General features: G+C 69.3%; 11 protein-coding genes. 3 read left to right on the forward strand and 8 right to left on the reverse strand.

Annotation, left to right across the window (positions count from 1 at the left end):
• Window positions 1–53 precede the first annotated feature (53 nt).
• Window positions 54–1,499 carry a glycoside hydrolase family 30 protein gene (locus FHU35_RS14670; RefSeq protein ID WP_186459419.1) on the reverse strand — a complete coding sequence of 482 codons (1,446 nt, stop codon included), beginning with the start codon at window positions 1,497–1,499 and terminating at the stop codon, window positions 54–56.
• Between the two features lie 337 nt (window positions 1,500–1,836).
• Here FHU35_RS14670 and FHU35_RS14675 point away from each other — a divergent pair, with 337 nt between their 5' ends.
• On the forward strand, window positions 1,837–3,660 hold the full coding sequence (locus FHU35_RS14675) for a glycoside hydrolase family 3 protein (protein ID WP_145739630.1): 1,824 nt from the start codon (window positions 1,837–1,839) through the stop codon (window positions 3,658–3,660).
• A 51-nt stretch (window positions 3,661–3,711) separates the two neighbouring features.
• Here the strand turns inward: FHU35_RS14675 and FHU35_RS14680 are convergent, their stop codons facing one another.
• The 3 genes from FHU35_RS14680 to FHU35_RS14690 form a co-directional block, all read right to left on the reverse strand.
• Complete coding sequence (locus FHU35_RS14680) at window positions 3,712–3,900, reverse strand: hypothetical protein (RefSeq protein WP_145739632.1); 189 nt, start codon at window positions 3,898–3,900, stop codon at window positions 3,712–3,714.
• Window positions 3,897–4,085 (reverse strand): hypothetical protein, encoded by a 189-nt coding sequence (locus FHU35_RS14685; RefSeq protein WP_145739635.1) that lies wholly within the window; start codon window positions 4,083–4,085, stop codon window positions 3,897–3,899. The genes FHU35_RS14680 and FHU35_RS14685 overlap by 4 nt, the downstream gene beginning before the upstream one ends.
• Window positions 4,086–4,150: 65 nt before the next feature.
• Entirely contained in the window at window positions 4,151–5,311 is a 1,161-nt protein-coding gene (locus FHU35_RS14690; protein WP_145739637.1) for a helix-turn-helix domain-containing protein, read from the reverse strand.
• Between the two features lie 480 nt (window positions 5,312–5,791).
• Between FHU35_RS14690 and FHU35_RS14695 the strand changes: the two genes are divergently transcribed.
• On the forward strand, window positions 5,792–6,793 hold the full coding sequence (locus tag FHU35_RS14695; RefSeq protein WP_145739639.1) for an aldo/keto reductase family protein: 1,002 nt from the start codon (window positions 5,792–5,794) through the stop codon (window positions 6,791–6,793).
• Window positions 6,794–6,869: 76 nt separating this feature from the next.
• Window positions 6,870–7,589 carry a haloacid dehalogenase type II gene (locus FHU35_RS14700; RefSeq protein WP_145739642.1) on the forward strand — a complete coding sequence of 240 codons (720 nt, stop codon included), beginning with the start codon at window positions 6,870–6,872 and terminating at the stop codon, window positions 7,587–7,589.
• Between the two features lie 574 nt (window positions 7,590–8,163).
• On the opposite strand, the gene FHU35_RS14710 is transcribed toward FHU35_RS14700, so the two are convergent.
• The 4 genes from FHU35_RS14710 to FHU35_RS14725 all read right to left on the reverse strand — a co-directional run bounded on the left by FHU35_RS14710 (window position 8,164) and on the right by FHU35_RS14725 (window position 13,532).
• The gene (locus FHU35_RS14710; RefSeq protein ID WP_145740066.1) at window positions 8,164–9,039 is read right to left on the reverse strand and encodes a LysR family transcriptional regulator; all 876 of its coding nucleotides are present in this window, start codon (window positions 9,037–9,039) and stop codon (window positions 8,164–8,166) included.
• 113 nt (window positions 9,040–9,152) lie between these two features.
• Entirely contained in the window at window positions 9,153–10,670 is a 1,518-nt protein-coding gene (locus FHU35_RS14715) for a PrsW family intramembrane metalloprotease (protein ID WP_145739644.1), read from the reverse strand.
• Between the two features lie 73 nt (window positions 10,671–10,743).
• Window positions 10,744–12,237, reverse strand: a complete 1,494-nt coding sequence (locus FHU35_RS14720) for a CoA-acylating methylmalonate-semialdehyde dehydrogenase (RefSeq protein ID WP_145739646.1) — start codon at window positions 12,235–12,237, stop codon at window positions 10,744–10,746.
• Window positions 12,234–13,532 carry an aspartate aminotransferase family protein gene (locus tag FHU35_RS14725; RefSeq protein WP_145739648.1) on the reverse strand — a complete coding sequence of 433 codons (1,299 nt, stop codon included), beginning with the start codon at window positions 13,530–13,532 and terminating at the stop codon, window positions 12,234–12,236. The genes FHU35_RS14720 and FHU35_RS14725 overlap by 4 nt, the downstream gene beginning before the upstream one ends.
• Window positions 13,533–13,834 lie beyond the last annotated feature (302 nt).

Consider the following 13,834-nt stretch of genomic DNA (forward strand, 5'->3'; position numbering starts at 1 on the left):
GAGCGCGAACTACCGCATCGAGCAGACGGAGATCGGGATTCCCCCGCCCGGCGTCAGGATCCCTGCCAGGTGAAGGTCGTGACGGCCCCGGCGGGCAGCGCGTGCTCGAAGCTCTGCCCTCCGCTGCGGACCTGGAAGGTCTGCTCGGAATCGGACGCGTTCAGCGCCAGCAGGGCGAGGGAGCCGTCGGCGTTGCGGAAGGCGACGGACTCGATGCCGTTCGGGTTGCTGGTCGATTCGATCCGCTGCGCACCAGGTTTCACGAACTTCGCGACGTGGCCGAGGACGTAGTACTCCTCGTTGCGGGTGACCTGCCCGTCGTCGGTGTTGACGGTGACCACGCCCCGGCAGTCGGAGCAGCCGCCGTTGGTCGGCCCGTGGTTCTGGTCCAGCGCCACGTTCCACAGCGCGACGCCCTTCGCCCAGTTCCGGGTTCCGCCGATGACGAGGTTCTGCGTCTGCCACTTGAGGTTCTGGGCGAAGTCCGGTGACCAGTCACCACCGGAGCACTCGGTGAGCCAGATGCCCTTGTCCGGGTGGGCCTGCTGGAACTCGCTCTGCCCGGACACGTCGCCCTCGTAGCAGTGGAAGGCCGCACCTGGCACGTACTGGCCCGCTTCCGGGTCGTCGACCACGACGCCCGGGTACTCGGGGTGCGACCAGTTGTGGTCCCACGCGAGCAGCTGGGTCTTCAGGCCGGATTCGGCGAACTTCGGGCCGATCTCGTCGCCGATCGCCGCGGCCTGCTGCTCCGGGGACATGTGCATCGACGGGTATCCGGCGGAACCGTCGCCCGATTCGGGGTGGTAGGGCTCGTTCTGGATGCTCAGGAAGTCCAGCGGCACACCGGCGTCGGAGTAGGCCTGGGCGGTCTTGACGAGGTAGTCGGCGAACACGCCGTGGTTCTCGCTCCTGAGCTCACCGCCGTCGACGTCGTCGTTGGTCTTCATCCACGGCGGCGCGCTCCAGGGCGTGCCCATCACCTTCAGATCGGGGTTGATCTGCTTGGCCTGCCGCAGGATCGGCAGGATGTAGGCCTCGTCGTGCCCGGTGGTGAAGTCGGAGAGGTCGCAGCAGGTGTCGTCGAAGGTGTAGTCGCCGGACTCGGCGGTGGCGAAGTCGCTGGCGCCCAACGGCTGCCGCACCATGCTCAGCCCGATGCCGTCGGCACCGAAGAGGTCGTTCATCAGTTCGTCGCGGGCGCCCTGGTCCAGGGCGTGGGCGACGAGGGAGGCGGAGGAGTCGGTGAAGGCGGCGCCGAACCCGTCGATGGTCTGGTAGGTCGTGGCCGGGTCCACGTCGATGATGGTCTCCGCGCTGCCACCGGACCCGAACTCCTCGTCCTCCTGGCGTTCGAGGAGCTTGCTCTTGTCGCCGGTGGTCTCCCACACCTGCACGACCGGCGCGGCACCGCCGGGCGCGGTGCCCGCCGCCGTTCCCAGCAGCAGGGTGCCGGCGAGCAGCGCGGCGCGCCTGCGCCAGGGCAGGGTTCGCTTCATCGCGAGGTCCTCTCCACGAAGGGGCGTGAACGACGGGGATTGTTCGCCGAATTCCTCGTGAGCGCACATGGGAATTCCCATTTGATCCTGCGTTCCGGCGAACGCGGCGCGGCCTTTCGGGGTAGCGTGTCGCACTTTCGCCAACATTCCCGAGATTCGCATTCCTGGTGCTATCTTCGGCAATCGCGACAAACCCGACCACACCGCGACGTCCCAGGACTGTATCGGTTCGGAGGCATTCGAGTCGCGCGGGGATTCGAAATCGTTCGGCATTCGAGCCGAACTCGCGCGAATGCCGTTCAGCACTGTGCTTTCTCAACGCGGAGGAGATGCGTTCATGGCGTTCAGCAGACGGATGCGCGTGGCGGCGATCGGCGCCGCCCTCGCGTGCACGGCGGTGATCACCCCGACGGTGGCCGCTGCCGCTCCGACCTACCGCGACGCGTCCGCCCCGGTTCCCGACCGGGTCGAGGACCTGCTGTCGCGGATGTCGTTGCAGGACAAGATCGGTCAGATGACGCAGGCAGAGCGCGTCGCCGCGGACCCGCAGACCGCGGCCTCGGCCTCGCTCGGCTCGGTGCTCAGCGGCGGCGGCTCGGCCCCCGACCCCAACACCGCCGCGTCCTGGGCGGACATGTACGACGACTACCAGCGCGCGGCCACCGCCACTCCGCTGGGCATCCCGCTGATCTACGGCGTCGACGCGGTGCACGGGCACAACAACGTGCACGGCGCGACGATCTTCCCGCACAACATCGGCCTGGGCGCGGCCGACGACCCGAAGCTGACCGAGGACGTCGGCCGGGCGACCGCCGAGGAGATCTCGGGCACCGGCATCGACTGGGACTTCGCCCCGTGCCTGTGCGTCGCCCGCAACGACCGCTGGGGGCGCACCTACGAGTCCTTCGGCGAGACCCCCGAACGACCGACGGCGCACGCCACCGCCGTCAACGGCCTGCAGGGCGAATCCCTCGACGCCCCGGGATCGGTACTGGCCACGGCCAAGCACTACATCGGCGACGGCGGCACGACCGCCGGGGACGACCAGGGCAACACCGAGATCGACGAGCAGGAGCTGCGCCGGATCCACCTGCCTCCGTTCCAGGAGGCGATCAACCGGGACGTGGGCTCGGTGATGCTCTCCTACAGCAGCTGGAACGGGCAGAAGCTGCACGCCCACTCGTACCTGGTCAACGACGTGCTCAAGGGCGAGCTCGGGTTCAAGGGCTTCGTGATCTCCGACTACGACGCGATCGACCAGATCGACGGCCAGCTGGGCTTCACCGCCGAGGAGGTCGCGACCGCGATCAACTCCGGACTGGACATGATCATGGTGCCCAACGACTGGCAGAAGTTCACGGAGCTGCTGCGCGGCGAGGTCGAGAACGGCCACGTGCCGATGTCGCGCATCGATGACGCCAACCGCCGCATCCTCACCAAGAAGTTCGAGCTCGGCCTGTTCGAGAACCCCTACACCGACCGACAGTTCACCGGCACCGTCGGCAGCCCGGAGCACCGCGCGCTGGCGCGCGACGCGGTCCGCAAGTCCCAGGTGCTGCTGAAGAACGACGGCGGCGTGCTGCCGCTGGCCAAGGACGGCGGGAAGCTGTTCGTGGCGGGCAAGAACGCCGACGACATCGGCAACCAGTCCGGGGGCTGGACGATCAGCTGGCAGGGCGAGAGCGGACCGATCACGCCCGGGACCACGATCCTGCAGGGCATCCAGGAGGCGGCCCGGGGTTCGCAGGTCACCTACGACCGCCACGGCAACGGGATCGACGACAGCTACGGTGCCGCCATCGCGGTCGTCGGCGAAACCCCCTACGCCGAGGGCAAGGGCGACCGCCCGTCCGGCATGGGCCTCGACCAGGAGGACCAGGAGACGCTGCAGAAGCTGGAGGACAGCGGCGTCCCGGTCATCGTGGTGACCGTGTCCGGCCGCCCGCTGGACATCGGCCAGGACCTGCCGGAGTGGGACGCCCTGCTCGCCTCCTGGCTGCCGGGCACCGAGGGAGCCGGCGTCGCCGACGTGCTCTTCGGCGACCACAACCCCTCCGGCACCCTGCCGATGACCTGGATGAGCTCCGCCGACCAGCAGCCGATCAACGAGGGCGACGGTCAGACTCCCCTGTTCCCCTACGGTTTCGGTCTGCGGTACTGACCGCAGCGGGCTCCCCTGGTCGCCACCCGACGACCAGGGGAGCTCCCGCCGTCAGCTGCGCGAGCGCTGCACCGAGGCCGCGTAGTCGTCGAGCACCACCGCGAGCTCGCGCAGCCCGCAGCTCAACTCACGGCAGTCCTCGCAGCTCAACCGGCCTCCCACGACGTCGAACGCCGCCTCGTCGGCCTTCCACTGCACCTGGCGCAGCAGCACGGCCAGCGCGACCTCTCGCCGGGTCACCTGCCGCGCTCGCAGTCCGAGCAGCGCGGCCGCCGCGTCGTCGGATGCCCCGGTCGAGCCCACATCACGCCCTGGCCGCACGCAGCGGCGCGCTCACCCTCCACCGCGAGATGCGTCTCCAGATCCCGCAACGACGTCGACGGCAACCACCGCCGCACGACCGCCCCCAGCACTGTTCCAGTCATGCCGGACAAGATCGCGGAACACGAGGCCGATCCGGTATGACGCCATGTACGACTGCTCGATCGGTCTACCGCACACCGATGCGGGCGGCCATGCTGCGCAGCCGGGGAGCGCGGGACGCGCGGCTGTGCAGCAGGTCCCGAGTGACGGACTTCAGCAGCGATTGGTGCCTGGCCCACGAGGGAGCCCACTGCTCCGCGGTGAGCACCAGGTTCGCGGCCTCGCCGTACTGGCCCAATCTGGTGTGAGCCTTCGCCCGGTCCGTCAAGTGCCGAGCTCGGGCGGCCAACGGCAGCGCCGAACCCATCCTGGGCATCTTCCGCGCAGCGACGAGCGCGTCTGCGAACTCTTCCGACTGAAGACCGACGTCCACGGTCTGCATCACCACCTGGGACGGGCCGAACGCGGTTCGGTAATCCTGCCTGTCCTCGCCCAGCCGGTCGGCGATCTCCGCGCTTTCGGCCACCAAGTCGCGCGCCCGGCTTGGCTTCCGCCCCCGCGACGCCGCAGTCGCCGCTGTGAGCACGAGCGAGCCGTAAGTCGACAGAGCAGGCGGAGTCGCACGTCCACGCGGCTCAACGCCTCCGGCCGCTCGCAAGGCCAGCGATTCGGCTTCCGCATGACGTCCGGACACCATCAACTGCCAAGCCAGAGTGCCGTGCAAGGTTGCCACGAGCAGCGGGTCTCCCGCCCGTTCCGCAGACTCCACCGCCTGCCGGATCGCCAAGAAGGCCGCATCGGGCTGTCGCAGCTGAACCAGGACGTACCCGGCCAGCCAATAGCCATGAACGACAGCAGCCGGACTGCTGTCGAGAGCACGCAAGGACTCCAGAACAGGCGGAAGAAGAGAAACGAGCTGTTCGTACTCGCCGTCCCAATACGCACCCCACAGATGGGAGAGCGTTCGCTCTGCTTCCCGCGCATCCAGCGGCTCGGGCTCGGAGCCGTCGAGCAGATCACCGACCCCGGCCACTGCGAATCGAAGCGCCGTCACTCCTTCGTTCGTCTCGCTCTTCGGGAAGGAGCCACGACCGAGGAGGTCAGCCAAGGAGACGTCCAACGCACGTGCCAACCGGTGCAAGCTGGCCACACTCGCAGAATTGCGACTGCCCTGCTCCAACTTGCGGACGAGATCGACGGAGACCTCGGCCCGCTCGGCGAGTTGCCGCTGGGTGTAGAGCCGACCGCGCAACTCTCGAATGCACTGGCCGATCGACCTGTCCTGCACGAGGGATCACCTCTTCGCGTAGGGAGGGATCCCCGAGCTTAGCCAGTACACGATCAGCCCACGCCGGGCGAACGGGTGGCTTCAGCGTACGAGCGTGGTGAAGAGTTGCAGCCATGCGGCCCGCAGCATCAGGCGGGTTGCTCCGTCCCGGTCGTCAGCGGTTCGCTGCCGGCGGATGTTGGGCACCAGGAAATCCTCTTCAACTCCGTCGGACCGGCCCGTGAACGGCCGACCCGGACTTTCAACGCCTGGCAAGACTCCGTTGTCCCGCCAGGCCACACCCGGCCGTAGCGCACGTGCGACCGATACCTTGGCGGTTACCTCGCGTTTACGCAAGGGACTTCTGCGGTCGAACCCCCTCGGCTGATCGAAAACGAGCGTCTGACCTGCGATGATCGAAGGCAGATGAACCGATCGAGTGGAGCAGCGGACTATGCTGCGATCGGTGGCTTGCGCACCGAGGCAACCAGGAGGGCACGAATGCACTACCGGCATCTGGGCAGCAGCGGCATGGTGATCAGCGAACTGGTGTACGGCAACTGGATCACGCACGGCTCCCAGGTCGAGGAGAACGCCGCCGTGGCCTGCGTGCGGGCCGCGCTCAACAACGGCATCACCACCTTCGACACCGCGGACGTGTACGCGGGAGGCCGTGCCGAGGAGGTGCTGGGACGCGCCCTGAGGTCCGAGCGCCGGGAGGGGCTGGAGATCTTCACGAAGGTCTTCCACCCGACCGGGGAGGGCAAGAACGACCGCGGCCTCTCGCGCAAGCACATCATGGAGTCGATCAATAGCTCGCTGCGCAGGCTGCAGACCGACTACGTCGACCTCTACCAGGCCCACCGCTACGACCCGGACACTCCGCTGGAAGAGACGATGGAGGCCTTCGCCGACGTCGTCCGCAGCGGGAAAGCGCACTACATCGGTGTTTCCGAGTGGACGGGCGAGCAGATCCGCGCTGGTCACGCGCTGGCGCGCGAGCTGCGGATCCCGCTGGTGTCCAACCAGCCGCAGTACTCGGCGCTGTGGCGGGTCATCGAGGGCGAGGTGGTCCCGGCGTCCCGCGAGCTGGGAATCGGGCAGATCGTGTTCTCCCCCATCGCCCAGGGCGTGCTCACCGGCAAGTACCTGCCGGGCGCCGAGCCGCCCGCCGGGTCCCGCGCCACCGACGAGCGCGGGTCGACGTTCGTGGCCCGCTACCTGCGCGACGAGGTGCTGGAGCGCGTCCAGCAGCTCGCACCGCTCGCCGACGAGGCGGGCCTGAGCCTCGCCCAGCTGGCGGTGGCGTGGGTGCTGCAGAACGACAACGTCTCCGGCGCGATCATCGGGGCCTCCCGGCCGGAGCAGGTCTCGGAGAACGCGGTCGCCGCAGGCGTGACGCTCGACCCCGAGCTGGTCGCGAAGATGAACGACGTCCTCGCCCCGGTCGCGATCACCGATCCGGGCAAGACCGCCGAGAACGCCCCGAAGTCCCGCCGCTGAGACCTCCCGCCGCCCTTCCGGGCACGTCGCCGAGCCCGTAATCTCCCAGGCGTTGGCCACGACCGGGAGGGCGGCGATGGGACCGAAGCGCCTGGTGGACGCGGTGCTGTTCGACACCTTCGGCACCGTCGTCGACTGGCGCAGCGGCATCTCCCGCGCGGTGGCCGAGTTCGCGGGCGATGCGGTCGACACCGACGAGTTCGCACTGGCGTGGCGATCCCGCTACCAACCGTCGATGAAACCGATCCGCGACGGGGACCGGGATTTCGTCGACCTCGACGTCCTCCACCGGGAGAACCTCGACACCACCGCCGCCGAGTTCGGCCTGCCTCTGGCCGGCGACCCCTCCGCCGCGGACCACCTCAACCGCGCCTGGCACCGGCTGCCGGCCTGGCCGGACAGCGTCGCGGGACTGACCGAGGTCAAGCGGGACTTCATCGTCGGCCCGCTGTCCAACGGGCACACCGCCCTGCTGACGAACATGGCCAAGCACGCGGGCCTTCCGTGGGACGTCATCATCGGATCCGACCTCACCCGGACCTACAAACCGGATCCGAACGCCTACCTCCGCACCGCGGAGATCCTCCGTCTCCCGCCCGAGCGCGTGATGTTGTGCGCGGCCCACAACCTCGACCTCGACGCCGCCCGGGACGCCGGGCTGCGGACCGCGTTCATCCCCCGGCCGACGGAGTACGGGCCGTCCCAACGCCACGACCTGCACGCCACGAGCGCGTGGGACGTCATCGCGCGGGACATCACCGATCTGGCCTCCCAGCTGCGCGAACACGCGTCCTGAAACCACCTGCGCTGCGGACTGTTTCGCGCGGAGGAATGGATCACCCGATCCAGCGACCTGACTTCGCTCGCTTTTCCGGCGGCGCATCGCCACAATGGGAACATGCGTTCGATGCGAACGCCTCGTTGATCTCACTTCCCCTGCACGACCCCGACGACGCCTGCCGGGCCGTTCACCGACGGTCGGCGGGTCACCACCGGAGTGACCCGCCACCCATCGACGGAGAGGAGAAACCCATTCGGTCACCACCGCAGCAGATTTCGCCACACCAACAACCTCCCCAGCCCCGCCCCTCGCGCCGCACTCGTGGCGGCACCTGTTGTTTGACAACTTCACAGTGGGAACTTCGCACGGGCCACCGGATCAGGAGCGGAACGACTCCCGAGCGACGGTCCAGGCCCGAGCCTGGTCGCTGATCGTCACGCCGAGCCCGGGACGATCCGACAGGTGCATTCGGCCGTCGGCGATCTCGAGGTGCTCGTCGAACAGCGGGTCCAGCCACTCGAAGTGCGCGCCCGACGTGCGGCACGGGAGGACCTTCGCGAGAAGACGGGAGCCTGACCGGGGCTCGCGCTCAGAGCAGGTCGAGCAGTGTTCGCAGGGCCGGGTTGTCGTTGGCGTGCCGCCACACCAGGTGCAGCTCGACCGGCTCCGGTTCGGGCAGGTGGACCTGGCGGAAGACCACTCCCTCGAAGTGCAGCCGCGCGGCGGTGGCCGGCACCAGCGCCGCGCCGAGTCCCACCTGCACCAGCGCCAGGGCGGTGTGGATCTGGCTGACGTGCTGCACGTAACTGGGCTGCACGTCGGCGTTGCTGAACGTGGTGACCAGCAGCTCGTGGAAGTACCGGGCCTCCGTCGGCGAGTACATCACCATGTCGGCGCCGTGGAACCGGTTCAACTCCAGGGGTTTCGAGCCACCCGCCAGCGGATGCCCTTCCGGAAGCGCCGCGAGCAGCGGTTCCGCGCGAAGCCGGCGCGAGGCCAGTTCGGGACGCGCGGCGGGCGGCCTCGCGAGCCCGAGGTCCAGGGAGCCGCCGGAGAGCCGTTCGATCTGGTCGCGGGTGACGAGCTCGTGCAGCACGACGTCCACGTGCGGCAGGTGTTCGCGCACGGTCGCCAGCACGCCGCCGAGCTCCCCGTACGCCGAGGTCGCGGTGAAGCCGACCCGGATCATGCCCGCCTGGCCGGCGGTGACCCGCCGCACCGACAGCGCCGCGTTCTCCGCCTCGCTGAGCAGACGCCGGGCATCGTCCAGGAAGGCGCGTCCGGCCGGGGTCAACCGCACCGTGCGGCTCGTCCGGTCGAACAGCTGGACCTTCAACTCCTTCTCCAGCTGCTGGATCTGCCGCGTCAGCGGCGGCTGGGTCATCCGGAGGCGCTGGGCTGCGCGGCCGAAGTGCTGCTCCTCGGCGACCGCGACGAAGCCGGTCAGATGGTTCAGGGTGAACATCGACGCTGCCTCAGTATCGGTGGACGCCACGATCAGCTCTGGCACGCATGGACGCTCACCCTATCGAGGATCCTCGCTCCCGGGGAGTGCGTGGATTCCCGCCTCCTCCACAACTAGCGCGGCGGCCACGGCCCTTGGTGTCCCGGTGGCGGCCCCTGTTGCCCCGGCCCCTGTTGCCCCGGCCACTGCGGACCGAGCCCGCGCGGCCCCGGCCCCTGCGGTCCCGGTGGGCGCGGTCCCGGAGGCGGTGATCCCGGTGGCGGCGGTCCAGGTGCCTGCGGACCCGGGCGCTGCGGTCCCGGAGGCGGAGGACCCGGCGCCGGCGGACCGGGAGGTTGCTGACCTGGCGGCGGGGGCCCCGGACGCTGCGGTCCCGGCGCGTGCAGTCCTTGCGCGGGGACCCGCAGCTTGTGCGTCGGCATGTCGTTGAGCTGTTGCGGCAGGACGAAGAAGCCGGACCGCTCGTGCTGCGCCCACGGAGCGGGCTGGGGTTTCGGCGTCCGGCGGAAGAACGCGTCCCGTGCGACCCGCATCAGGGCCACGATCTGATCCCTGCGGACGAAGAAGGTCTGCGGTTCGATCGTGCGCCGCTCGGCGCGGGCGTGCAGCAGCGCGAGCTCGGTGGCGGCGAGCTGGTAATCGCCCATCGCCTGAGCACCGACGTTGCCCGCCTGCGAGCGCGCCCAGTGCCGGGCCTGGCGGCGACCCGCCATCGCGCCGAGCATGTGGATGTCGTTCGGGGCCACCAACCCGCTGGGGATGTAGGCGGGCAGGTAGCGGCCGATGGAGCGCACCAAGCGCCTGCGGTCCCGGATCAGGATGATCACCAGCACCAGCAGGACACCGGCCTCGACGAGGTAGGCCAGCACCAGCCCGCCGAAGCCGAACAGCACCGAACCGCCGTTCCAGAGCGCGTGCAGGAACACCGCTGCGCACCAGCCGAAGAACACCGCGAAGACCCGGCCCGCGCCGCGATGGGTGGCGGCGTAGGCGACGCCCAGCCCCGTCATCGCCGTGTACATCGGGTGGCCCAGTGGAGCCACCACGCCGCGGATCAGGACCGTCCCCCAGATCTCGCCCGGCACCGACGCCAGGCCCTGCATGTAGTAGAGGACGTTCTCGACCAGGGCGAACCCCAGTCCGCACATGCCCGCGTACACGATGCCGTCGGTGGGTCCGTCGATTTCGTTGGGCCTGACCAGCAGCAGGAACAGCAGCAGGGCGCCCTTGAAGCTCTCCTCCACGAAGGGGGCGATCACCGAAACGGTCACCACCGATGCCGGTTCCGGACCCATCACGGCGGCCAGCACCGACTCGCCGAGGGTGTTGACGATCAGCGCACCCAGCAGCGCGACCCCGGCACCCCAGCCGAAGGCGAGCAGCAGGTTCAGCCGAGGCTCCGGTTCCAGCCGGTCCACCAGCAGGATCAGCGCCACGAGCACGATCGCGGTGGGCAGCGCCAGCAGCATGCCGATGACCACGTTGCCCGGCGCGTCCGGGGACAGCAGGAAGTAGGACGCCAGCGCCAGCAGCATGCAGACGCCGGAGACCACCAGGCCGATGATCAGCGACACCGGTGCTCGGTTGGAGTTGCGTCCTTCCAGGACCGACTGCGGGCTGAGTGCGGGCATGCCCGGCAGCGTAGGAGACGAACGGCCGTCACGTCCGGTCAGCCCCGAATTTGCCGGGACTGACCGGAGCCGTTCAGCTGCTCTGCGGGAATCCCAGGTTCACGCCGCCGTGCGACGGGTCCGGCCAGCGCGTCGTGACCACCTTGGTGCGGGTAAAGAAGCGGATGCCGTCCGGGCCGTAGGCGTGGGAATCGCCGAACAGTGAATCCTTCCAGCCGCCGAAGGAGAACTGTGCGACCGGAACCGGGATCGGCACGTTCACGCCCACCATGCCGACCTCGACCTCCTCGCTGAACCGCCGCGCCGCCCCGCCGCTCTCGGTGAAGATCGCGGTGCCGTTGCCGTAGGGGTTGCCGTTGATGACGTCCAGCGCGGCGTCGTAGTCCGGGACGCGCAGGACCGAGAGCACCGGGCCGAAGATCTCGTCGGTGTAGATCGACATCCCGGTCTCGACGCGGTCGAAGAGCGTGGGGCCGAGCCAGAAACCCTCGGCAGCACCGTCGGCCTCGACTTCGCGGCCGTCGACGACCAGCTCCGCACCGGCCTCCAGACCCGCGTCCACGTAGGACGAGACCCGGACGCGGTGGGAGGCGGTCACCAGGGGTCCCATGTCGCAGGCGCGACGACCGTCGCCGACGTTGAGCTCGCGCACCCGCTCCGCGATCTTGGCCACCAGCTCGTCACCGACCGGGTCGACCGCCACGACCGCGGAGATCGCCATGCAGCGCTCACCGGCGGACCCGAACCCGGCCGAGACGGCGGCGTCCGCGGCCAGGTCGAGGTCCGCGTCGGGAAGCACCACCATGTGGTTCTTCGCCCCGCCCAGCGCCTGGACCCGCTTGCCGTGCACGGTGCCGGTCTCGTAGACGTAGCGGGCGATCGGTGTGGAGCCGACGAACGAGATCGCCTTGACGTCGCGGTGCTCCAGCAGCGCGTCGACCGCAACCTTGTCGCCCTGGACGACGTTGAACACGCCGTCCGGCAGCCCTGCTTCCTTCCACAGCTCGGCGAGGAACAGCGCCGCCGACGGGTCCTTCTCGCTGGGCTTGAGGATCACCGCGTTGCCGCAGGCGATCGCGTTGGGCACGAACCACAGCGGCACCATGGCGGGGAAGTTGAACGGCGAGATCACCCCGACCACGCCGACCGGCTGACGCGTCGAGTGCACGTCGACGCTGGTGGAGGCGTTCTCCGAGAATCCGCCCTGCAGCAGGTTCGGGATGCCGCAGGCGTACTCGACGTTCTCCAGCCCGCGCTGCACCTCCCCCGCCGCGTCGGAGAGCACCTTGCCGTGCTCGGCGGTGATGATCTCCGCGAGCTCGTCCTTGCGCTCGTTCAACAGCTCGCGGAACGCGAACAGCACCGAGGACCGCTTGGCCAGCGAGGTGCGGCGCCACTCCCGCAACGCCTCGGCGGCCACCGCCACCGCGGTGTCCACATCGGACCCGTCGGCGTAGGCGACCGTGCCCGTCACCTCCCCGGTGGCAGGGTTGAACACCGTCCCGGTGCGCTCGGGCGGGGTGTCGGCGGGCTTGCCCGCGATCCAGTGGTGGATGAGCTCGGTCATGACGAGAACAGCTCCTGCTCGGCCAGCGAGACGGTGTCGGTCAGGATCTCCAGCGCCTGCGCGGCTTCGGACTCGGTGAGCGTCATCGGAGGCGCCAGGCGGAGGACGTTGCCGTGCAGGCCGCCCTTGCCTATCAGCAGACCTCGCTGCTTGGCCAGTTCCATGACCCGCGCGGCGGCCTGGGGCGCCGGTTGCTTCCCGCCCGGCTCGACCAGTTCGACCCCGATCATCAGGCCCTTGCCGCGCACGTCGCCGATCAGCGCGCTGCGGCAGGAGCGCAGTCCGCGCAGCAGCTGAGCTCCCAACTTCGCCGCGTTGCCCTGCAAATCGTGTTCGATCAGGTACTCCAGCGCGGCGTGCGCCCCACCAGTGGACACCGGGTTGCCGCCGAAGGTGGAGATCGAGTTCGCGCCGATGTCGTCGATCAGCTCCTTCTCCGCGACCACGCCGCCGATCGCCAGCCCGTTGCCCAAGCCCTTGGCGAACGTCATCGCGTCGGGCGTGACGCCGTGCGCCTCGATGCCCCAGAAGTGCTCACCCGTGCGACCCCACCCGGTCTGCACCTCGTCGGAGATCAGCAGGATGCCGTACTCCTGAAGCACCTCGGCGAACGCGCCCAGCAGCCCGTCGGGCGGGGTGGCGAATCCGCCGACTCCCTGGATCGGCTCGGCGATCATGCAGGCGACGTCGCCGGCCGTGGTGGTCTCGATGACCTCGCGCAGGTCGTCGACGCACGCGGCGATGTAGTCGGCGTCGGACAAACCTCCGAACGGGCTGCGGTAGGGGTAACCGCCGTGCACGTAGCTGACCTTGATCGGCGACAACGAGGTCGCCGACCAGCCGCGGTTGCCGGTCACGGCCAGCGTCGCGAAGGCCCGCCCGTGGTAGGAGTTGCGCAGCGCCAGAACCTGGTTGCTGCGCCGCTTCTGCGTCGCGAGCATCAGCGCCGTCTCGTTGGCCTCAGTGCCCGAGTTGGTGAAGAACACCTTCGGGTTCGCCAGCCCCGACAGCTCGGCGATGCGCTCGGCCAGCTCCACCTGCTGCCGGATCAGGTACAGCGTCGAGGTGTGCAGGACACCGGTGTCGACCTGCCTGCGCACGGCGTCGCTGATCTCATCGATGTCGTAGCCGATGGCGTTGGTGAGGATGCCTGCGAAGAAGTCCAGGTATGTGGTGCCGTCAGCGTCTCTGACGTGTCGCCCGGAGCCGCTGACGATCTCGATCGGCTCCTCGTAGTACAGCGACAACCAATCCGGCAGCACTGCCTTGTGGCGGGCCAGCAACGAATCCGACATGCTTCCTCCTGCTCTTGCGGCCTCGTGCGATCGGCCCAGTCTCCCGCGCCGGATGCATCTCGGCCACGACCAGGCCGCTTCGATCGGGGTGATCCAGGCCCCGACCCGCTTAGGGTGACGGCGCGCGCACCGGGTGTAGCCTGTGCCCCGCCGGTCACGCCGCGCCAGCACCTCCCCCCTGTAGCTGGCGTCGCGTGACCGGCCCTTTCACGTTTCGGTTCCCTGTCGACCGGCGCAGGCCGGATTCGCCGCCACGACGCCGCTCACCCACGGTGCGCCTGGCGTTGCGGGCAACCCCTTCG

The sequence above is a fragment of the Saccharopolyspora dendranthemae genome (assembly GCF_007829955.1).
In the GTDB taxonomy this organism is placed as follows: Bacteria; Actinomycetota; Actinomycetes; order Mycobacteriales; family Pseudonocardiaceae; genus Saccharopolyspora; species Saccharopolyspora dendranthemae.

Coding starts and splice junctions, on each gene's coding strand:
- FHU35_RS14725 (WP_145739648.1), bottom strand. CDS start 13,532: ATGTCGGATTCGTTGCTGGCCCGCCACAAGGCAGTGCTGCCGGATTGG.
- FHU35_RS14685 (WP_145739635.1), bottom strand. CDS start 4,085: ATGACTGGAACAGTGCTGGGGGCGGTCGTGCGGCGGTGGTTGCCGTCG.
- FHU35_RS14710 (WP_145740066.1), bottom strand. CDS start 9,039: ATGTTCACCCTGAACCATCTGACCGGCTTCGTCGCGGTCGCCGAGGAG.
- FHU35_RS14695 (WP_145739639.1), top strand. CDS start 5,792: ATGCACTACCGGCATCTGGGCAGCAGCGGCATGGTGATCAGCGAACTG.
- FHU35_RS14700 (WP_145739642.1), top strand. CDS start 6,870: ATGGGACCGAAGCGCCTGGTGGACGCGGTGCTGTTCGACACCTTCGGC.
- FHU35_RS14670 (WP_186459419.1), bottom strand. CDS start 1,499: ATGAAGCGAACCCTGCCCTGGCGCAGGCGCGCCGCGCTGCTCGCCGGC.
- FHU35_RS14720 (WP_145739646.1), bottom strand. CDS start 12,237: ATGACCGAGCTCATCCACCACTGGATCGCGGGCAAGCCCGCCGACACC.
- FHU35_RS14715 (WP_145739644.1), bottom strand. CDS start 10,670: ATGCCCGCACTCAGCCCGCAGTCGGTCCTGGAAGGACGCAACTCCAAC.
- FHU35_RS14675 (WP_145739630.1), top strand. CDS start 1,837: ATGGCGTTCAGCAGACGGATGCGCGTGGCGGCGATCGGCGCCGCCCTC.